This window comes from Bifidobacterium intestinale (assembly GCF_023656765.1).
Classification (GTDB): Bacteria; Actinomycetota; Actinomycetes; order Actinomycetales; family Bifidobacteriaceae; genus Bifidobacterium; species Bifidobacterium hominis.
Genome location: NZ_JAMOKR010000007.1, coordinates 1 through 18,202, shown reverse-complemented (window position 1 = coordinate 18,202; position 18,202 = coordinate 1). Strand labels below are relative to the sequence as shown.

The window sequence follows — 18,202 nt, the reverse complement described above, 5'->3', positions numbered from 1 at the left end:
TATGAAGGGTTACTTGGTGGCCTTCTTGGAGCCCTTGCTCTTCGGCATAACCCAGAACTTGAGCAGCGGGTAACTCACGATCACGGCGAGCAGGGTGTTGACCACGGAAGCGATGGTGCCGGCGATGCCAGCGCCCATGCCCCAACCCTGGCACAGACCGGTCACATAGCCTGGCAGCACGAGGTTCACAACCACGATGATCACGGCGAGAATCACATACTTCCAAGCGGCGTCCTTGAAGCTGGAGTCAGACTTGAACACCCACTTCATCTGCACGAAGAAATTCACCACCTGGGCGAGCACCTCGGCAAGCAGGAAGGTGAGGAAGCCGCCCAGACCGTTTCCCTGGGTGTCGTAGTTGAAGATCAGGAAGTGGAACGGCTGAGTCAGGCCCATGCCGCTGATGAAGATGGCAGTGCCGATCCACGTCACCACAAAACGGGTGATGGTGGAGATGTTCGACAGCAGGTTGAACAGGATGAATTCCCAGATGTTCGGGTGATCCTTGATCCACTGGCGGATCGGACCGACCTTCCTGGCCGGCTGCGTTGCATTGTTATCAGTCATTGTTCAGCTCCCTTGCAGTGCGCCTGTTTGCGGATTGGTTGCGGAAGAAGCCGGCGATAACGCCGCCCAATCCGCGGAAGGTGTGGCCGTTGGCGATTTTGACGATGGCGTCGACCATCGCGGAATCGACCATGCCTTGGGTCATCTTGCTCATGGCTCGCGGAGGCATGTTCAGGATGAACAAGGTATTAAGGTCCGGAGCACCGGTCTTCTGACGGATCTTGGCTTCCTGCTTGGTGAGCATCTTGGCGACGGTACGCGCCACGAAGCCCTTTGAATCCACCCAAGACATGATCGGATCGTTCACATCGAACGTCACCGGCTTTCCCGGAGCCACAACCTCACGACCGAACAGAATGGCCATTTCAGCATCGGTCACTTCCTTGACGTGACCACTGAGGTAATGTCCGAGCGCAACATCTGCGGCAACGGGATCGATATCGCCGGCAACAGTGAGCGGAATCGAAACCGGCAGATGCTCGACATTGTCGCCCACCATCAGCGTCCACTCGCCGGATTCAGTCTTCCATTCGTTGCTGGCAACATCGAAGTGACGGAAGGTATAACGATCGAAATCAATGTGCACGCTCTTGCTTTCATGCGCGGCAAGCGAAATCTTGGCGAAGCCCTTGAGTTCGCGATCGGGGCGCAGCACGCCACCCTGCGGGCCGCGCACATACAGCTGTACAACGGTCGAACCGGCAACGTCGGAATCGTTGCTGACCATCACGTCAACGCCCTTTTCGCCGGCGGTTGCGGCGCTGTAGGTGAACTTGGAATAGCTCAGGCCATAGCCGAACGGGAAGCGCACCGGCACACCGGCGGTCTCGTAATAACGGTAGCCAACGAATGGTCCTTCGCGGTAGATCGCATCGCGACCGATTGCCGGATACCAACCGGAGCTCGGGCAATCCTCGTAACGCACCGGCCAGGTTTCAGCCAAGTGGCCGGATGGATTGACTTCGCCAGTCAGTGCACGTACGGTTGCGGAAGCGCCGGCCTGACCGGACAGGCCCACGTAAAGTACTGCGGCAACATCATCGATCCACGGCAGTTCCACCGGAGAACCGGCAACAAGCACGATCACAATCGGCTTGCCAGTACCCTTCAACGCCTCGACCAAATCGTTCTGCACCTGCGGAATCGCCATGGTGGAACGGTCAAGACCTTCGGATTCGCTACGCTCATCAAGACCGACGACCGCAAGCACCACATCCACATTATCCTTACCGGCCAGGGCTACGGCGTCTTCCACGAGCACGCGATCAGCCTTGCCTTGACGGTCGTAGCCCTGCTCGTAACCGGCAAGCACCAGGCCCTCAACGTTCTTGACTTCCTCAAGAATGTTCTCTTCCTTAGTGGCGTTCACTTTGGAGGAGCCGGATCCCTGATAGCGTGCGGTTGCCGCCATATCGCCGATCACAGCCACACGAGTGCCAGCCTTGAACGGCAAAGTTGCGTTATCGTTCTTCAACAGCACGCTGGAGCTTTCCGCCACCTTGCGTGCCACCTCGTGATGGGCCGCTGCGACTTCGTCCTTGAGCAGATCGTTGCGTCCAACGCCGACCAGCTTGGTCGCTGCGGCGATCTTTGCGACTTCTGCGGCACGAGCGTTGAGGTCGGCTTCAGACAAGGTTCCAGCCTTGACCGCACCTTCCAGCTCACGTACGGAAGTGAAGCCCGGAGACGGCATTTCCAGAGAACCGCCGGCCTTGACTGCTGCGACCGCGGAGTTGGATCCGCCCCAATCGGAGACGACCATGCCGTCAAAGCCCCATTCGTCGCGCAGAATCTCCTGCAGCAAATGCTTGTTTTCGTGCGCGTAGACGCCGTTAATCTCGTTGTAGGAGGTCATAATGGTCAGCGGCTTGGCTTCGCGCACTGCGATTTCGAAACCGGTCAAATACAGTTCGCGCATGGTGCGTTCGTCGACCACGGAGTTGCTGGCCTGACGGCGCAATTCCTGGCTGTTGACGGCGAAATGCTTCGGACATGCGGAGGTGCCGTTGCTCTGAATGCCGCGAATCAGGCCTGCTGCCATGCGTCCGGCGACAATCGGATCTTCGGAGTAGTACTCAAAGTTACGTCCGCACAGTGGGTTGCGCTTGATGTTCAAGCCTGGGCCGAGCAGCACATTCACGTCAAGATCGTGTGCTTCGCTGCCGAGGGCCTCGCCCATCTCTTCAGCGAGCGCCGGATCCCAAGAATTAGCTACGGTTCCTGCGGTCGGGAAGCAGGTGGCCGGCTTGGATGCGCCGATGCCGAGATGGTCACCTTCGCCGAGCTGGCGGCGTACACCGTGGGGGCCGTCACTCATCACGAAGCTGGGGATGTCTGCGCGGGCGTTGCCTCGCGAATCCCATTCGGATCCACCGGAAAGCATTGCGGCCTTTTCAACGACCGAAAGTTCTTCGAGTTCCATTGGCTCTCCCTTGCACTAAGTATGTCGCAAACCCACTTCGTCAGGTCTGTCTTGCTCGGCTTCACTGTGGTTTTTCTTGCGATTTTCCCGCTGCCGCACCGCGCTGCATCGTGCCGTGCCGCACGCAGGTTTTCGCCGCTAGTTTGATTGAACCAGCTTTTGTCACATCACCACTGCCGTATTACACAACCTGTCGTTTTGCACGCACAATCGGATATCCCCAAACTGATTTCAGAATCAAAGGAACTCACATGGCAGATACGTTTTTACCGCTCCCCCGCGCTTTCGCATGCGTTCCATACACACCACACGGCGTAGGAAATGAGTGGGCAGATGGTGGCGGAAATAATCACGTCGGTCGGATAGTGCAAGCCGAGCAGTAGTCGCGAACAGGCAACCGCCAGGACAAGCGCGACAGCGCCAATGATCGCCCTGCGGAGGAATACCCGTCTTCGGTTTGCACGCCCGTCATCTTCTCCATCGGGGAAGCATTTGTGCGCGAAATTACGTACGGTAAGAATCATCATGACCGATACGATCACCGCGGCCGCCGTGTGGCCACTCGGAAAACTTGGATCGCCAGGCAACAGACCACTGCCGACGGACGTGACCGGACGAGGACGTTCGACCAGCCATTTGACGCCGGTCACGTACAGTATTGGCGCCGCCGACACGACGACATCGCGGATGACGACGCGCCTGCTGCCGGTAATACGCAAATCGACAGCGGCAAGCGCGGCGACGATTGTGATGCAGCCTACCGTTGAAAATAGGTACGCAAGTACTGCGGAGCAGTCGCGCAACCCTTCTGGCAGCGTCGCTAAAGTCTGCAAAATATTGGTTTCACGCGTTGTTGCGATTGCCGAATTGCGCAGTGCGACGCCAATCATAGGCACAATGCCGCACAATATGGCGGTTGCGATTACCACAGCCGCCGCTCTCGCGATCCTTCTGTTCTTCATATGCATAATTCCAGTTAAGCATAGTTCACCGTGCCGTTGCCATGTGTTCACATCCGGTGTATCTCCGAAAAACGACGGATTGTCCTTCAAGGTACTTCCACGGCTTCCCCGACACGCACGCCACGAACGGCCGTGCAACGCAAATATGGCATACCCGCACAGAAAATACCGTGAACGATGCGAGAATCGGAGTTAACGTTCAAGAAAAAGAAGGAAATATGACCGAACCGATAGCAATGACCATACGCCATATGAAAATCGAGGATTATCCGCTGGTATACGGACTGTGGACGCGATGCACAGGTTTCACTATGAGGGATATAGACGATTGCAAGGATGCAATAAAGACGTTTCTCAAACGCAATCCCGACACCTGTTTCGTAGCCGAGGACGATGGAGGAAGAATCATTGGCGCGATTCTTGCCGGCCACGACGGAAGACGGTCGCGCATCTACCACACGGCGGTTGACCCCGACGCGCGCGGTAGGGGCATTGGCTCGATGTTGGTGGGCCGTGTGGTTGAAACGCTTCGTACGATCGGTCTGCCGAAAGTCGCTGTCGGAGTGCCCGCAGACAACGATGCCGGCAACGATTTCTGGGAACGGCAGGGCTTTGCAGTCCGTGACGATTTGGTTTATCGGGAACTGCCGTTGTAATAACAAGTCATCTAACACGCTCGCACTGTGTCTCTGGGCGCAATAGCCCAGTTCCGCAGTTGCATCCCACGACAAGTAGTTTTTACTTGTATAAACAGGCAAAAGCGATATGACAACCCTTGCACTCAGCAAACGGGGCAACACACAGGGAGCTACGCATCCCTCCGAGGATTTGCGCAAACAGGCGGGTATAACGAACGGATGCCAGAGTAACGCGAGCGTCCGCGACGAAAGTATCTACCCAAACCCGTGCATGTCGCCCCAATCCACGCTGTTCCGACGGAAAACGCGGTCTATGCGAGCGAGCTATGCCTTGGCTAGCTTCTTATGTCTGAGAGTGTAAACGGCATCGGCGGAACCGGCGACACGCTTGGAATGCGTCACCACAATGACACATTTACCGAGTTGATGAGCGGCCTGCCGCAAAAGATCAATCACCTCGTCAGTCATTTCCGGATCCAAGCTGCCAGTCGGCTCATCCGCCAGAATCGCACGGCCGGGCGCCACTAGGGCGCGGCCGACCGCCACCCGCTGGCGTTGGCCACCCGACAAGTGCATGATGTTGCGCTTCGATTCCTCACGGCTCAGCCCCAGATCCTCGAGGATCCTCATATCGGCCTTGGGATTGACCAGGTGAAGATTCTCTTCGGGGGTGAGATAGTCGATCAGGTTATGGTCCTGGAACACCAAGGACACGTGCTCGCGACGGTGCTTTGAGTAACCCGTCGTAGCTATATCCTTGCCCTCAAAACGAACCACTCCATCAGAGGGGGCATCCAGACCGGCCAACAGAGACAACAAAGTGCTCTTCCCCGCTCCCGATGGGCCGGTTATCGCATACATCTTTCCGGATTCGAAATCTGCGTTCACGTCCGAAAGAACGCGAATCTTCGCCGCGCCATATGAGTAATTGACATGGTCCAATTGCAGACAGATAGTCATGATTAATATCTCCTAACGCATAGAGGAAAGAATGGATTTCGGGGATTTGGCCAGCACTGCGGCACACGACACGGCAAGCGCGACTGCGATGACCGCGCATCCGAGCAGCAGAATGAGCAGCGTCTGTTCTGGCGGCAGAGCCTCCACCTGCAATGATTCAAGAGGCGCGACTCCCGAATCGTGCAGCAGGAGCGAGGACACGTAACCAGACAATAGGGAGCCTGTGCCCAGCGAGCACAGGGCGGCGACCACAGCCATGAGACCGGTTTCGATTGCGAACTGGGCGATAATCTGCATCTTGCCGATGCCGAGAGCCAGAAGGGTGCCTATTTCATGGATACGTGAGCGGATCCAGAAAACAAGCGCCATGCCCAGTACCAACACATCAGCCAGGCAAACGGACAACAGCACCATGCGGATCAGATCGCGCACCGTTTCCACTGACTGCAGCACGCCGGAAAGCCGCGCCGAGTCATCGGTGACGCCATACTTGCTTCCAGCGATTTTTTTTGCTTGGGCCATTGCGGCGGAAAGCGTCTGCGGATTATCTGAAAGGCACCGGATCGTGCCGACCCGTTCCTCTCCAGTCAGCGCGGAAACCACTTGAACGCCCGAATAGATAAGATTCTCCGATGCGTCCGATGGCATAGGGCTCTGTGCCTGCACATTGCCAGAGAAGATTCCGGCCACGCGAACGGTGGAATCGCGGTCTTCCTGACTGAGCTGGAGTGTTGATCCCACCGATAGTCCATTCTCACGTGCGAAATCCCGGTGAATCAGTACGTTCCGGCCATTACCTGAAATGTGGCGTCCTTGTTCCAACCGGTACAGACCGCTTTGGAACTCTTCGGACAACGAGGAGTCAGTAGTGCCCAGCACGCTGACCTGCGTGGATAGACCGGAATCCAGTCGAGGACCATGTTCGGGGACAACCGGATGCGCGCCATCCACCCCTGCCAGGATCTTACGTTCGTAAACGGTTTTTCTTACGCCGGGGATGCGCGAGAACCGGCTCGCTTCCTTTAGACTTGCAGGATTCTCGCCTGTGTCGACGGTAAAACCTATTCCCATGCTTCTGCCGATATCGTCGGACATTTCCTGAAGCGCCGTTGACACTCCGACCTGAGCCACAAGACTGGTGAAAACCATCAGCATCAACAGTCCGATGATTCCGCTGCGTACCGGTTTACGTACGATTGCCAGCGTGGCACGCTTCCACACGTTCATGCCCATCATCGGAGCTCCGACAGGCTTCGTGGCGACTTGCGCAGCATCGGTATGCACGATATGGCAACGCATACCAGCATCACCGCCAGCAGGCCGAGCGATACATACAGTACGGCGTTCGTATCGATTGATACCGTGAGCGAATCCAAGGTGCGAACCGACATATTGGACTCGAGATCGCCGCCGACTTGCCCCATGCTGCTCAGCTCCTTCGCCGCGGAGGCGTTCACGGAACGGAGGGCCGAGGTGCCAAGCCATTGGGCCACTCCTCGTGCGCACAACCATCCGAAGACCAGGGACGGCAGACCAATCAGAATCATCTCGGTTAGATATTGGGCGATCAGGGATGGCTTGCCGATGCCGAGGGACACCAATACGCCCATCTCCTGACGTCGATCGTTCATCCACAGTAAGAGCATGAGACTGAGAACTATCACAGCAGAAATGGTCACGCCGATCAAAGCGCTGCGCATCATGGAACGCACACCTCGGGCGGCATTCAGCATGCTCGACGTATATTGGTCATTGCGCGTGATCTGGTAGTTGTTCCAATCCACTGGAAGCTTCTTCACCTCTTCCATGGTTTTCTCCACGTCGACGCCCTTGTCCAGAACGAAAGTGGCATCCTGATATATTTCCTTGCCAGCCTTGTACTGGTACAGAGTACTTGTAGTGTCCAAATCGGTGTACACAGTATTGGAGGTGAGTTCCGCGCGGCTGGATACCTTTCTGTCGCTGTCCCCTTTGAATATTCCAACGATGGTGGTTTTGACAGTTGCCGTCGAATGCGACTCATTGTCGGCATCATATGGATTGGCCTTGAGCGTGAGGGTATCGCCGACTTTAAGCCCATTGGTTTTGGCGAGATCCTCATGGACCATCGACATATGCTTATCGGATGCCTTGAGATGACGTCCTTCGACCATGCCGAGCGTGTGCGACGTGAACACATTGAGTTTTGACGAATCGTTTGTGCCTATGACGTTGGCCGTATTGCCGAACTGCTGTTCTTTCTCCGCATCGTAATCATCGCCGCCGGGGACCTTCACCACGCTGGCTCCCACGAGATCGGCGGTGGCGTTCTGCCTGACCATGTACGAGTCAACCCCGGACAGCTTCGAGATTCGTTGCACATCAGCGGGACGGACCATTCCGCCTCCGCGAGGTGTCAGCATGCTGCCTTGCAGGTTACTAGCCAGCACGAATCCGCCGACCGCCTGTTTCTCAATCTGTCCAGCCTCATGTTGAGCTGCCTGAGAAACTGCGGTCGCGGACAGCATACTCGCCGTTATGATGGTCAGCACAATGAACAGCACCGCGGTGCGCACTCGTTTTCTGGACACATAGCGCGCCGCCCGTGAGATGAATGTCATTAATACCCCCTGTAAAGCTGGGACCTTCTCATCCGAAACAATGAAATCTAATTCGATTCTTCGATTGGCCATTCACGAAAATACATGGTTCACCTCAGAACATGGCAAGATATGCCTTGAGCAAAAAAGCGAAACAACATTGGTTGCATTATGCTCCGGGGTATCTGTCGTTTTGTTCATTTGACAAACTTTGAGCGGTTATAAACAGCGCATATACCAATGGAGGCCCCAACCGAAATTGGGGCCTCCATCAGAGAGAAAGGAAGGAGTGGCAAGTACTGGTTATTTATTCAGTCAGAGTCTTAGCCTTTTCGTTGACGGCTTCAACCGTCTCGACCGTCTTGGCTTCCTCGTCGGAGACCTCACCAGCCGCGAGCTTGGCTTCGAGCTGCTCGACGATTTCGGCGTGCATCTTCTCGTTAATCTTCACCTTGAAGACGAACACCAGCAGGCTGAGCACAATCAAAACGAGCGGCGTCCAGAAGGCGCAAACTTCGAAGATGTGGATGTTCGCAGGGGTCATATCGGCTGCAGTGGCGCTGCCGGTCATACCTGCCGCGACGGCGATGAAGCCAGTGATGCCGTTCGACAGGGCGCCACCGATCTTGTCGAGCATCGGGCGGACGGACAGGGTGACAGCCTCGTTACGCTTACCGTTCTTCAGCTGGCCGTATTCAATGGAGTCGGTCAGGGAGAGGATGGCGGTCATCTGGATGAGCGTGGCCGGCACGTAGAAGAGCACCAGTGCGATGAACACCACGACGATGTTGGTGGAGAAAAGACCCAGCAGAACGTAAGCGACAATCATGGAGATCATGCCGCTGATGTACAGGTAGCGGCGTGGGATGTGCTTGTTCAGAATCGGGTACAGCGGAGCCATGATGAGACCGGCCACCAGTGCGATGACGCCGGTCGCGGAGTAGGCGGCCGAGTTGTCGAGCACGAACTTGAACAGGAAGAGGAGCACGCCAGTGGTGGCCACGTTGGCGATGGCGTACAGCAGGTAGGACAGGGCGACCCACAGCAGCTGGTCGTTCTGGAACAGTGCCTTGAACGCCTCGAGCGGGTTGCCGTTCTTCTGGGCCTTGGAACGCAGGGCGCTGGTGCTTTCCTTAGTGCCGAAGGCAACGGTCCAAGCAGTGAGGATGCCGAGCAGCATAACGATGATGCCGAATGCGGTCCAGCCGCTCTGGCTTTCGGCATTCTTGCCGGTGAACATGTAGCTGAAGTAGGTGACAATCGGGATGACGACGATAGTGATGCCGTTGTAGCCGATGGAACCGGTGAAGGATCCCAGAGAGGTGTAGGTGGAACGCTCATGGGAGTCGGAGGACAGTGCCGGAATCATGCCCCAGTAGGAGATATCTCGCAGGGAGTAGAACACGTCGAGCACGACGAAGGTGATGACGAACAGCACGATGAACAGCGTGGTGTTGACGTTCACCAGACCGAACATGCCGCTGAAGACGATGGCGAGCAGCACGGCCGAAACGGCACCGCCGATGAACTGCCAAGGACGGAAGCGTCCCCATTTGGTGGTGGTGTTGTCGACGATGTTGCCCAACAACGGGTCGATGAAGATTTCTGCGATACGGATAATCACCACGAGGCTGGTGATGACGCCGATAAGCTTGGTCGCCAACGCCTTGTCGACGCCGGAGAACAGGCAGCTGGTCACGTACACAACAAAGTACGTGCTCATTGCGTTGTAGAAGGCAGACTGACCCAAGTTACCGCATGCGTAGGCGATGCGCTGGCCAAGCTTCCCCTTGCGGACTCCACCGTCCGCGGCTGTTGCGTTGCTCATTTTTCTTCTCCTCTAAGATAGTTAGAGCTGAGATCACCCATTGATCTTGTAATGCCACTATACGCCGTTTTATAAACGGAAGTAAAAAACATTAGTAATCAAGGTTTTTGCCGGCGTGTTGCAATGGTTCCCATAATGCAAAAGCCTGTCCGTCATCGACTTAAACATGTTTATGGGAATGCTTGAAAAACAGAGGGAACCGTGACGGTAAATACGATTTGCTTTTTCAGTAAAAAACATTTATCATTACCAGTAAAGGAAGTTTAGCTTCCACATCATTCACAACGAAGTAATGAAAGAAAGCAGGAAACATGGCAAACAGCAATCGTGTTGAGCACGCATCCGAAACGTGGCTGACCGACGCGACTGTGTTCGAAGTCAACCGCACGCCGGCGCACTCCAACCACAAGTGCTTCACGCATGATCCGCAGAGTGGCGAGCACTCCGATCTCACGCAAAGCCTTGACGGAGAATGGCGCGTCGAAATCGTACAGGCTTCCGACATCGACTTCAACGAAGAGCCATTCGTTGCTGAGAACTTCGATGATTCCTCTTTCTGCCGCGCCCAGGTTCCGGGCCATCTGCAGATGGCAGGCCTGCTGAAGAACAAGTACGTGAATATCCAGTATCCGTGGGACGGCCACGAGAATCCGCTGGAGCCGAATGTTCCGGAAAACAATCACGTGGCGCTCTACCGCAAGAAGTTCGTTGTGTCCAAGCGTCTTGCGGACACCAAGGAGTCCGGAGGAAGCGTCTCCATCGTCTTCCATGGAATGGCAACCGCAATCTACGTATGGGTCAACGGCCTGTTCGCAGGTTACGGCGAGGACGGATTCACTCCCAACGAGTTTGATATCACCGACCTGCTGCATGACGGAGAGAACGTCGTAGCGGTCGCCTGCTACGAGTATTCCAGCGCATCCTGGCTTGAAGACCAGGACTTCTGGCGTCTGCACGGTCTGTTCCGCTCCGTCGAACTGACGGCGCAGCCCCACGTCCATGTCGAGAACATGCAACTCGAAGCCGATTGGGACGCCGAGTCCGGCACCGCCTCTCTTGACGCCGCGTTGTCCGTGCGCAACGCCTCCGATGCTGCTACCATCTCGGCCACGTTGAAGGATTCCGAAGGCAACGTGATATGGGAGACCTCGACCAACGCCGACGCCAATACCACGATCGCAAGCGGTTCCTTGCAGGGCCTCGAGCCGTGGAGCGCCGAAAACCCATCCCTGTACGAACTTGAAGTCAACATCATCGACCAGGCCGGCAACATTGTTGAAACCGCCGTTCAAAAGGTCGGCTTCCGTCGTTTCCGCATCGAAAACGGCATCATGACCCTTAACGGCAAGCGCATCGTGTTCAAGGGCGCGGACCGTCACGAGTTCGACGCCAAGCGCGGCCGTTCCATCACCGAGCAGGACATGATCGATGATGTGATTTTTTGCAAGCGCCACAACATCAACGCCATCCGCACCTCGCACTATCCGAACCAGGAGCGTTGGTACGATCTGTGCGATGAGTACGGCATCTACCTGATCGATGAGACCAATCTCGAAACCCATGGCAGCTGGTGCCTGCCCGGCGACGTGGTCACCGCCGAAACCGCGGTTCCAGGAAGCAAGGCACATTGGGAAGGTGCCTGCGTCGATCGTGTCAACAGCATGATGCGCCGCGACTACAATCACCCGAGCGTGGTCATTTGGTCTCTCGGCAACGAGTCCTACACCGGCGATGTGTTCCGCGCCATGTACAAGCATGTGCACGACATCGATCCGAACCGCCCCGTGCACTACGAGGGTGTGACGAAGAACCGCGACTACGACGATGTGACCGACATCGAAACCCGCATGTACGAGCATGCCGATGTGGTTGAGGAATATCTCAAGAACGATCCGCAGAAGCCGTACATCTCCTGCGAGTACATGCACGCAATGGGCAACTCGGTCGGCAATCTGGACGAATACACGGCACTGGAGCGCTACCCGCACTATCAGGGCGGCTTCATCTGGGACTTCATTGATCAGGCGATCTATGCCACCCAGCCGGACGGTTCCACCCGTCTGTGCTATGGCGGAGACTTCGGCGACCGTCCGAGCGATTACGAGTTCTCCGGCAACGGACTGGTCTTCGCCGACCGCACTCCCGCGCCGAAGGCCCAGGAAGTCAAGCAGCTGTATTCCAACGTCCATATCGACGTGACCGATCGTTCGGTGTCCATCAAGAACGACAATCTGTTCATCTCGACCGGCGGATACCAGTTCGTGCTGCGCATCCTCGCTGACGGAGAGCCGGTATGGCAGTCCGAGCGTCGCTTCGACGTACCCGCCGATTCAGCATGCACGTTCGATGTCGAATGGCCGGTGGATCTCTACCGCGCCAATGCCGATGAGCTGGTGCTTGAAGTGTCCCAGCGCCTCGCTGAGGCGACCGATTGGGCTCCTGCCGGGTACGAACTCGCCTTCGGCCAGACTATTGTAGCCGGAACGAAGGCAGCCGAAGACGCGGCTCTGCCTGCGGATGGCATCGTCACTGTTGGCCGTTGGAACGCGGGTGTTCAGGGTTCCGGACGAGAGATTCTTCTTTCTCGCACCCAGGGCGGTTTGGTTTCCTACACGTTCGACGGTCACGAATTCGTGCTGCGTCGCCCGGCGATCACCACATTCCGCGCGCTGACGGACAACGATCGTGGCGCCGGCCATGGATTCGAGCGAGCCCAGTGGATGGTGGCCGGCCGTTACGCCCGTTGCGTGGACAATGTCATCGAACAGGTCGATGAAGACACGCTCAAGGCCGTATACACGTATGAGCTTGCCACGCCGCAGTGCACCAAGGTCACCGTCGGATACACCGCCGATACCACTGGCCGTCTGAACCTGCATGTGGAATATCCGGGCGAGTCCGGCGAGCTACCCACCATTCCTGCGTTTGGTATCGAATGGACTCTGCCGGTCCAGTATTCGAACCTGAGGTTCTTCGGCGCTGGTCCCGAGGAAACGTACCAGGATCGCAAGCACGCCAAGCTGGGCGTGTGGAGCACCGATGCGTTCAAGGATCATGCTCCGTATCTCATGCCGCAGGAGACGGGCAACCACGAGGAGGTCCGTTGGGCGGAGATCACCGATGAAAATGGACATGGTCTGCGAGTCAGCCGCGCGAATGGTGCCGCACCGTTCGCTGTGAGCCTGCAGCCGTATTCCAGCTTCATGATCGAAGAAGCCCAGCACCAAGACGAGTTGCCGGCTCCAAAGCACATGTTCCTCCGTGTGCTCGCCGCGCAGATGGGTGTCGGAGGCGACGATTCCTGGATGTCTCCGGTCCACTCCCAGTATCACATCCCCGCCGATCAGCCAATCAGCCTCGATGTCAATCTCGAACTGATCTGACGATCAGACAATGCCGTCCCTCCTCTACTCCTTCCTGTGGAGGAGGGACGGCATTGTCTTGCAAGGTTCCTTCACCTTGGATTAACCGGTGACGATGCTTCATAACGCAGAAGATGCGGCATGGATTCATGTTTTCCGCATGCCGCATCCTCTGCTCATATCAGGAAAGAGGCCTGATGCCCAAGCCCCAAGGGTTGGACATCAGGCCTCTTTCATATGGTTTTCATAAAGATGGCACGAAACTGTCCCTAACCACCAGTTTTGCGGAAAGCCTCATGCAATCGTAGGAGCACATTCTTCTCAAACGGTGCCGGACCGATTGAAATACAACCAGCATACTTGCCCTTATTCTTGATGAGATCGTTCACATCACGATACTCAGTTACATGCATGCGCTCATCTTCCGCATGCCGGTAGAGGGATGTCTTAAGCTCGTTGAAGTGCATGTCTTGCAAGCCCTCGTCCGGAACAGCATTGTCCAACAAGGCGATGTCCTGAGGAATGGTGACACGCTGGTATCGCGGCATATTCTCAACGTTAACGCCGGATGGATCCCTTGAATGGCTTATCTGGAGACAGTACGACACGTCCCATATCAGTCCCCAGAACGTTCAGTGTAATCTCTGTGGGCTTCGAACAGCGCAACGGATACCGGTTCTCCATTCACCAAGAAACAGTTCTCCGGTGATGTTGCAGGGGACGGGGCCAGTCCATGTTCCGTCTCCGATAGGAAATCCATGCAGAATCGCGCGGTGTCCCGCATGATCGGCCAAATGTGGGACAGGTACGATGCATCCTGGTTGAACAGATACTCGTCGAACAGGTTCCGGCACATCCATGCCTGGCCGAACGGGCAGCAATGACCTTCCTGGTGTGGCTGATGGTGTCGACAGTGTCCTTGATGCCAATGATGTTCTGGTTCTCCGCTGCGAGATCCGCCACCAGCTCAGACAGGTCGTTCGGGATGCCGATCAGTGCAGAATAATAGATCAGCATGTTGTAGCCAAGGAAGCACCAAGTGCAGATGTTTGCGATAGCGAACAGCATGAGTTGTTCCGACAGCATGTTGGGGGCTTGCACACCCATCATATGAAAAATTTGGCCAACTAGACCATACTTATCGCCGTAAATGTATCCCCACATCAGCGCTGCAACGACGCCTGGGACGGCATAAGGCAGGAACAGCAAAATTCGCGGCACTGCGATATGGCGGATTCTCTAGGAGTCCAAGATGAGCGCCGCTACAAGGGACAGAATCAGATTTATCGGAATCTGAATCGCCGCGTAAATCAGCACATTCTTAAAGCCGCCCCACAAAGCCTCATCCTTGAATGCTCGGGTGAAGTTGTCGAAGCCCGCGAATGTGGTACCGCCGAGAAGGGACTGCTTGAAGAAGCTGAGATAAAGCGCGTAGAACATCGGGATGATCATGCCGAACAGGAAGACCAACACGTATGGAAGACAATACAACATGCCTATGTACTCGCGCTTCGGCTTGCGTATCCCGGAAGTATCCGGCTTCGCCGTTGCATTTATCATAGTTTTTCTCTTTCTTCTTAACCCGTCTGAATGAGCCTGCCAACAACATCGTTGCCATCCTTTCCACGAAGCACCCCTGCATATGCAGCATGTCTCCGCCTGTCTCCGTCACAATCATTTATTTCTGTTTACCAGATGAAGATACAAAAGAAGCGATGAAACTGACGAGATTTCACATCAGAGGTATGCCTACAATGAAGCCACAACAGAAAAACGGCTCCGCACGAAGCATGAACCAACAAACGAAACGACGAGCCGGGTGAAAGGAAGAAAAATGCAGAACAATACCTTCGACCAGATCGCCAGCGCCAACACCGTTTCCATGGATGCCGGCCTCAGCCAGTTCGCCTTCGCCAAAGCCTCCTCTACCTTGTTCAAGAAGGTTTTCAGCAAGTAAGATTCCTAAAAGTCTTTATCAAACGCCTCGGCTGCTGTGATGAACCGGTTCAGCAGCCGAGGCGTTCTCATATATGCTCCTGTAACGGGCAGAGACCTCCCCGCCCGCATTACAAGACCGTCCGGCGGCCAGTCGAAACAAATCGCGGTTACGCGCCGACCAATTCGAGCATCTGCGGAATGCTCTTCTTGCCGAACTCGACCCGCTGCGTGCCGTCGGCCCGTGTGATGACGATGCAAGGCACGCTCATCGCACCATAATGGTCCCTAAGCTCGGGGAAGTGCGCAACATCGTAGGCCTCGGCGCGCACGGCCGGGTTCAGCGAGGCGATGCGCTGGGAAGCAAGCACGGTCTCCGGGCACATCGTGCAGGTGAGCGAGACGAGAATCATGATATTCAGCGGGCTTGCAATGGACTTTGCCCGTTCGATCAGATCATCGCCCAACGGCTGACCGGGACCGGCCGCGTTGTACAGGCCCAGCACGAACGAATTGAATTCATGGCCGGAGGGCACGCCATGGAAGGCGAGGCCGGTCGGCTTGCCATCCACCACCATGCGCACGCATGGACGTGCTGCCGGCAACACGTGTTCCACGTCGAATACCGCACGCCCCGCATCATCCTTCTCGTACTCACCATCGACCACTACCGATTTCAGCTTGCCATCGGATAACGCGACCATCGCATCAATGAATCCCCGCAGTTCCGTGGACAGCGGCGTATCATCCAGTTCCAAAGCAAGCGTGACCGGGCGAGACATACGGTTAAAGACCACGTTGAGCTGCTGTTTGGTGGTGTCGGAGAACAATTCGCCGGGCTTCCTGACGGCGTTTGCTGCGGCAGCGGCATCGGTGCTGCGTTTGACGGGTGCCGGTGCGGGCGTGGTGTCAGCCAACGAGGCGGCATCTGTCTTCGCCGTGGACTGCTCGTAGACGCAAGAGGTCGGGCGCTGTGGTATCAAACCGGTTTTCTCGCTCATCCGCTTGGCATACCGTTCCAACTCCACCGCGGCAATAGCACCATCGGCGGTGGCAGTAACAACTTGCCGCAGGTTTTTGGCCCGCAGATCACCGGCCGCATACACGCCGGGCACCGATGTTTCGAGATAGCCGTGCGTGACCACGTAACCATAATCGTCCAGTTCCACCACACCGCGCACCAGATTCGTGGCGGGCACATATCCTGCGAACACGAACACGCCGAACGTGCCACCGTCAGCAGGTTTCCACGTTTCGGTCTGGCCGGTGGCCCGGTTCAGGATCGTAGCTTCACGCAAACCGCCTTGACCGGCAGTGACGCCTTGCAGCTCGACTTGGTAACGCACGTCGATTTTTGGATTGTTTTTGGCTGCGGCGGCCACCGTGGCGTCGCAAGTAAAATCCTGTTCCCGCACGAGAACGGTGACTTTGGAGGCGTATGTGGTCAGGAACACGGATTCCTCGGCTGCTGCGAACCCTCCTCCGACCACCAGTACTTCCTTGCCGGTGAAGAATTCGCCATCGCAGGTAGCACAGTAGGCCACACCGCGGCCAGCGTATTCGGATTCCCCTTCAAACCCTAGTTTGCGTGGGCTGGCGCCGGTGGCGATGAGAATACCGAAAGCCTTTAAGTCGCCGCGTGAAGTATGCACGGTTTTGACGTCGCCATGCACGTCGAGGCCGATGGCTTCGGCGGAAAGGAATTCAGCGCCGAAGTCCTGCGCCTGTTGACGCATGGTCTGGGTAAGCTCACGGCCAGTGGTGCGGCCGACACCCGGATAGTTGACCACCTCATTGGTGATGGTGATCTGTCCGCCGAAATCGTCTTTCTCGAGAATCAGCACGCGATATCGGGCACGGGCCAGATACAATCCCGCCGTCAGACCAGCGGGACCGCCGCCGACAACTATGACATCGTACAAATCATTTCGAGACATAATGAATCCCTTCGCGCCTTAATCTGTCTGTTCAAGGGGTTGCCCGGAGGTTCTCCGGACAACCCGTCGGATTAGATTGACAATCCGTCCGTCAAATAACGATCACAGTTGGCCAACAAGATCGAGGCTAGGTTCGATGGTGTCCTCGCCCGGAGTCCAGTTGGCAGGGCAGACCTGATCGCCATGTTCGTGGACGAACTGAGAGGCTTGCACACGGCGTAGTAGTTCTTCGGCATTGCGTCCAACGTTGGAGGAGATGACTTCATAGGCCACGACCTTGCCTTCGGGGCTCACGATGAAATCACCGCGTTCAGCCATGCCATCGACCTCGTTGTAGGTATCAAGATCTTTGGCCAATAGAGCGGTCGGGTCAGCAAGCATTGGATATTGAATCTTGGCGATCTTTTCATTGGCATCATGCCATGCCTTGTGCACGAAATGGGTATCGCAGGAGACGGAGTAGATTTCGCATCCGATTTCCTTGAACTTGGCGTAGTTGCGAGCCAGATCCTCAAGCTCAGTGGGGCACACGAAAGTGAAATCAGCCGGGTAGAAGAAAAACAGGGACCAGTGGCCGAGCACATCAGCCTTGGTCACCTCATGGAACTCGTCGTTCTGGAACGCGTTCACCTTAAAATCGGTCAGTTCATGCTGCAGAAGAGTCATCATCGGTCCTTTCGCTGATTGTCAATCATCTGGCTTCTGCCGTTTTCTATCGTAACGTGATTCTCTGGAACCCGCGCGGGTATAACGCGTGAGACTCATCACATCATTAATAACAGTCACGCCGACAGACCATGCGATACAAAGGTGCCGCAAAATAAAAACTCCTGCATGCCACGGGGAGCAAGGACCGGGAGACGGATGAAAAGGGGACGCGAGCGGATAAAAAAAAATGGGGGTTCCCGGAGCGTGACGCTCGACGGGAACCCCCTCAAGTAGAATGCGGCGGCGCGCTACTCTCCCACACCCTCTCGAGTGCAGTACCATCGCCGCAGCCAGGCCTTAGCTT

The 18,202-nt window shown here is 56.2% G+C and carries 15 protein-coding genes and 1 pseudogene; 3 read left to right on the top strand and 13 right to left on the bottom strand.

Annotation, left to right across the window (positions count from 1 at the left end):
* Nucleotides 1–9 precede the first annotated feature (9 nt).
* From NBH13_RS08500 to NBH13_RS08490, 3 genes are all read right to left on the bottom strand, one after another.
* A complete protein-coding gene (locus tag NBH13_RS08500; protein WP_250779571.1) occupies nucleotides 10–567 on the bottom strand; it encodes a GtrA family protein in 558 nt (185 codons plus the stop codon).
* Nucleotides 560–2,989 carry a beta-glucosidase GluB gene (gene gluB, locus NBH13_RS08495; RefSeq protein ID WP_250779570.1) on the bottom strand — a complete coding sequence of 810 codons (2,430 nt, stop codon included), beginning with the start codon at nucleotides 2,987–2,989 and terminating at the stop codon, nucleotides 560–562. The genes NBH13_RS08500 and gluB overlap by 8 nt, the downstream gene beginning before the upstream one ends.
* A 266-nt stretch (nucleotides 2,990–3,255) precedes the next feature.
* Nucleotides 3,256–3,957, bottom strand: coding sequence for a phosphatase PAP2 family protein (locus NBH13_RS08490; protein WP_250779569.1), 702 nt, complete (start codon nucleotides 3,955–3,957; stop codon nucleotides 3,256–3,258).
* A 212-nt stretch (nucleotides 3,958–4,169) separates the two neighbouring features.
* On the opposite strand from NBH13_RS08490, the gene NBH13_RS08485 reads away from it, so the two are divergent.
* The gene (locus tag NBH13_RS08485) at nucleotides 4,170–4,607 is read left to right on the top strand and encodes a GNAT family N-acetyltransferase (RefSeq protein WP_080723487.1); all 438 of its coding nucleotides are present in this window, start codon (nucleotides 4,170–4,172) and stop codon (nucleotides 4,605–4,607) included.
* 306 nt (nucleotides 4,608–4,913) lie between these two features.
* Here the strand turns inward: NBH13_RS08485 and NBH13_RS08480 are convergent, their stop codons facing one another.
* From NBH13_RS08480 to NBH13_RS08465, 4 genes are all read right to left on the bottom strand, one after another.
* On the bottom strand, nucleotides 4,914–5,549 hold the full coding sequence (locus NBH13_RS08480; RefSeq protein ID WP_250779568.1) for an ABC transporter ATP-binding protein: 636 nt from the start codon (nucleotides 5,547–5,549) through the stop codon (nucleotides 4,914–4,916).
* A 12-nt stretch (nucleotides 5,550–5,561) separates the two neighbouring features.
* On the bottom strand, nucleotides 5,562–6,785 hold the full coding sequence (locus NBH13_RS08475; protein ID WP_250779567.1) for an ABC transporter permease: 1,224 nt from the start codon (nucleotides 6,783–6,785) through the stop codon (nucleotides 5,562–5,564).
* Nucleotides 6,782–8,149: an ABC transporter permease gene (locus NBH13_RS08470; RefSeq protein WP_250779566.1), complete on the bottom strand. Its 1,368-nt coding sequence runs from the start codon at nucleotides 8,147–8,149 to the stop codon at nucleotides 6,782–6,784. The genes NBH13_RS08475 and NBH13_RS08470 overlap by 4 nt, the downstream gene beginning before the upstream one ends.
* Nucleotides 8,150–8,435: 286 nt before the next feature.
* Nucleotides 8,436–9,956, bottom strand: coding sequence for a glycoside-pentoside-hexuronide (GPH):cation symporter (locus NBH13_RS08465; protein ID WP_250779565.1), 1,521 nt, complete (start codon nucleotides 9,954–9,956; stop codon nucleotides 8,436–8,438).
* A gap of 311 nt (nucleotides 9,957–10,267) precedes the next feature.
* On the opposite strand from NBH13_RS08465, the gene lacZ reads away from it, so the two are divergent.
* Nucleotides 10,268–13,339, top strand: coding sequence for a beta-galactosidase, LacZ type (lacZ, locus tag NBH13_RS08460; protein WP_250779564.1), 3,072 nt, complete (start codon nucleotides 10,268–10,270; stop codon nucleotides 13,337–13,339).
* Between the two features lie 248 nt (nucleotides 13,340–13,587).
* On the opposite strand, the gene NBH13_RS08455 is transcribed toward lacZ, so the two are convergent.
* The 4 genes and pseudogenes from NBH13_RS08455 to NBH13_RS08445 form a co-directional block, all read right to left on the bottom strand.
* Nucleotides 13,588–13,866: a type 1 periplasmic-binding domain-containing protein gene (locus tag NBH13_RS08455; RefSeq protein WP_250779563.1), complete on the bottom strand. Its 279-nt coding sequence runs from the start codon at nucleotides 13,864–13,866 to the stop codon at nucleotides 13,588–13,590.
* A gap of 68 nt (nucleotides 13,867–13,934) precedes the next feature.
* A complete protein-coding gene (locus NBH13_RS08795; protein ID WP_444128536.1) occupies nucleotides 13,935–14,174 on the bottom strand; it encodes a glycosyl hydrolase family 95 catalytic domain-containing protein in 240 nt (79 codons plus the stop codon).
* 17 nt (nucleotides 14,175–14,191) lie between these two features.
* Nucleotides 14,192–14,302 (bottom strand): annotated as a pseudogene (locus tag NBH13_RS08450) (dihydrodipicolinate synthase family protein); the annotation flags it as partial.
* Nucleotides 14,303–14,557: 255 nt separating this feature from the next.
* Nucleotides 14,558–14,878 (bottom strand): carbohydrate ABC transporter permease, encoded by a 321-nt coding sequence (locus NBH13_RS08445; protein WP_236824334.1) that lies wholly within the window; start codon nucleotides 14,876–14,878, stop codon nucleotides 14,558–14,560.
* 274 nt (nucleotides 14,879–15,152) lie between these two features.
* Here NBH13_RS08445 and NBH13_RS08695 point away from each other — a divergent pair, with 274 nt between their 5' ends.
* The gene (locus NBH13_RS08695) at nucleotides 15,153–15,275 is read left to right on the top strand and encodes a hypothetical protein (protein ID WP_004223384.1); all 123 of its coding nucleotides are present in this window, start codon (nucleotides 15,153–15,155) and stop codon (nucleotides 15,273–15,275) included.
* 148 nt (nucleotides 15,276–15,423) lie between these two features.
* Here NBH13_RS08695 and NBH13_RS08440 read toward each other — a convergent pair whose 3' ends face one another.
* Together NBH13_RS08440 and ahpC are read right to left on the bottom strand one after the other, a co-directional pair.
* Entirely contained in the window at nucleotides 15,424–17,190 is a 1,767-nt protein-coding gene (locus NBH13_RS08440; RefSeq protein ID WP_284703051.1) for an FAD-dependent oxidoreductase, read from the bottom strand.
* A gap of 102 nt (nucleotides 17,191–17,292) precedes the next feature.
* Nucleotides 17,293–17,856 carry an alkyl hydroperoxide reductase subunit C gene (ahpC, locus tag NBH13_RS08435; protein ID WP_039776050.1) on the bottom strand — a complete coding sequence of 188 codons (564 nt, stop codon included), beginning with the start codon at nucleotides 17,854–17,856 and terminating at the stop codon, nucleotides 17,293–17,295.
* Between the last annotated feature and the right edge of the window lie 346 nt (nucleotides 17,857–18,202).

Bases quoted from the DNA above. Each gene is read 5' to 3' on its own strand.
- ahpC (WP_039776050.1), bottom strand. From the start codon at position 17,856: ATGACTCTTCTGCAGCATGAACTGACCGATTTTAAGGTGAACGCGTTC.
- NBH13_RS08490 (WP_250779569.1), bottom strand. From the start codon at position 3,957: ATGCATATGAAGAACAGAAGGATCGCGAGAGCGGCGGCTGTGGTAATC.
- gluB (WP_250779570.1), bottom strand. From the start codon at position 2,989: ATGGAACTCGAAGAACTTTCGGTCGTTGAAAAGGCCGCAATGCTTTCC.
- NBH13_RS08470 (WP_250779566.1), bottom strand. From the start codon at position 8,149: ATGACATTCATCTCACGGGCGGCGCGCTATGTGTCCAGAAAACGAGTG.
- lacZ (WP_250779564.1), top strand. From the start codon at position 10,268: ATGGCAAACAGCAATCGTGTTGAGCACGCATCCGAAACGTGGCTGACC.
- NBH13_RS08485 (WP_080723487.1), top strand. From the start codon at position 4,170: ATGACCGAACCGATAGCAATGACCATACGCCATATGAAAATCGAGGAT.
- NBH13_RS08475 (WP_250779567.1), bottom strand. From the start codon at position 6,785: ATGATGGGCATGAACGTGTGGAAGCGTGCCACGCTGGCAATCGTACGT.
- NBH13_RS08465 (WP_250779565.1), bottom strand. From the start codon at position 9,956: ATGAGCAACGCAACAGCCGCGGACGGTGGAGTCCGCAAGGGGAAGCTT.
- NBH13_RS08440 (WP_284703051.1), bottom strand. From the start codon at position 17,190: ATGTCTCGAAATGATTTGTACGATGTCATAGTTGTCGGCGGCGGTCCC.
- NBH13_RS08695 (WP_004223384.1), top strand. From the start codon at position 15,153: ATGCAGAACAATACCTTCGACCAGATCGCCAGCGCCAACACCGTTTCC.
- NBH13_RS08445 (WP_236824334.1), bottom strand. From the start codon at position 14,878: ATGATAAATGCAACGGCGAAGCCGGATACTTCCGGGATACGCAAGCCG.
- NBH13_RS08795 (WP_444128536.1), bottom strand. From the start codon at position 14,174: ATGTGCCGGAACCTGTTCGACGAGTATCTGTTCAACCAGGATGCATCG.
- NBH13_RS08480 (WP_250779568.1), bottom strand. From the start codon at position 5,549: ATGACTATCTGTCTGCAATTGGACCATGTCAATTACTCATATGGCGCG.
- NBH13_RS08455 (WP_250779563.1), bottom strand. From the start codon at position 13,866: ATGCCGCGATACCAGCGTGTCACCATTCCTCAGGACATCGCCTTGTTG.
- NBH13_RS08500 (WP_250779571.1), bottom strand. From the start codon at position 567: ATGACTGATAACAATGCAACGCAGCCGGCCAGGAAGGTCGGTCCGATC.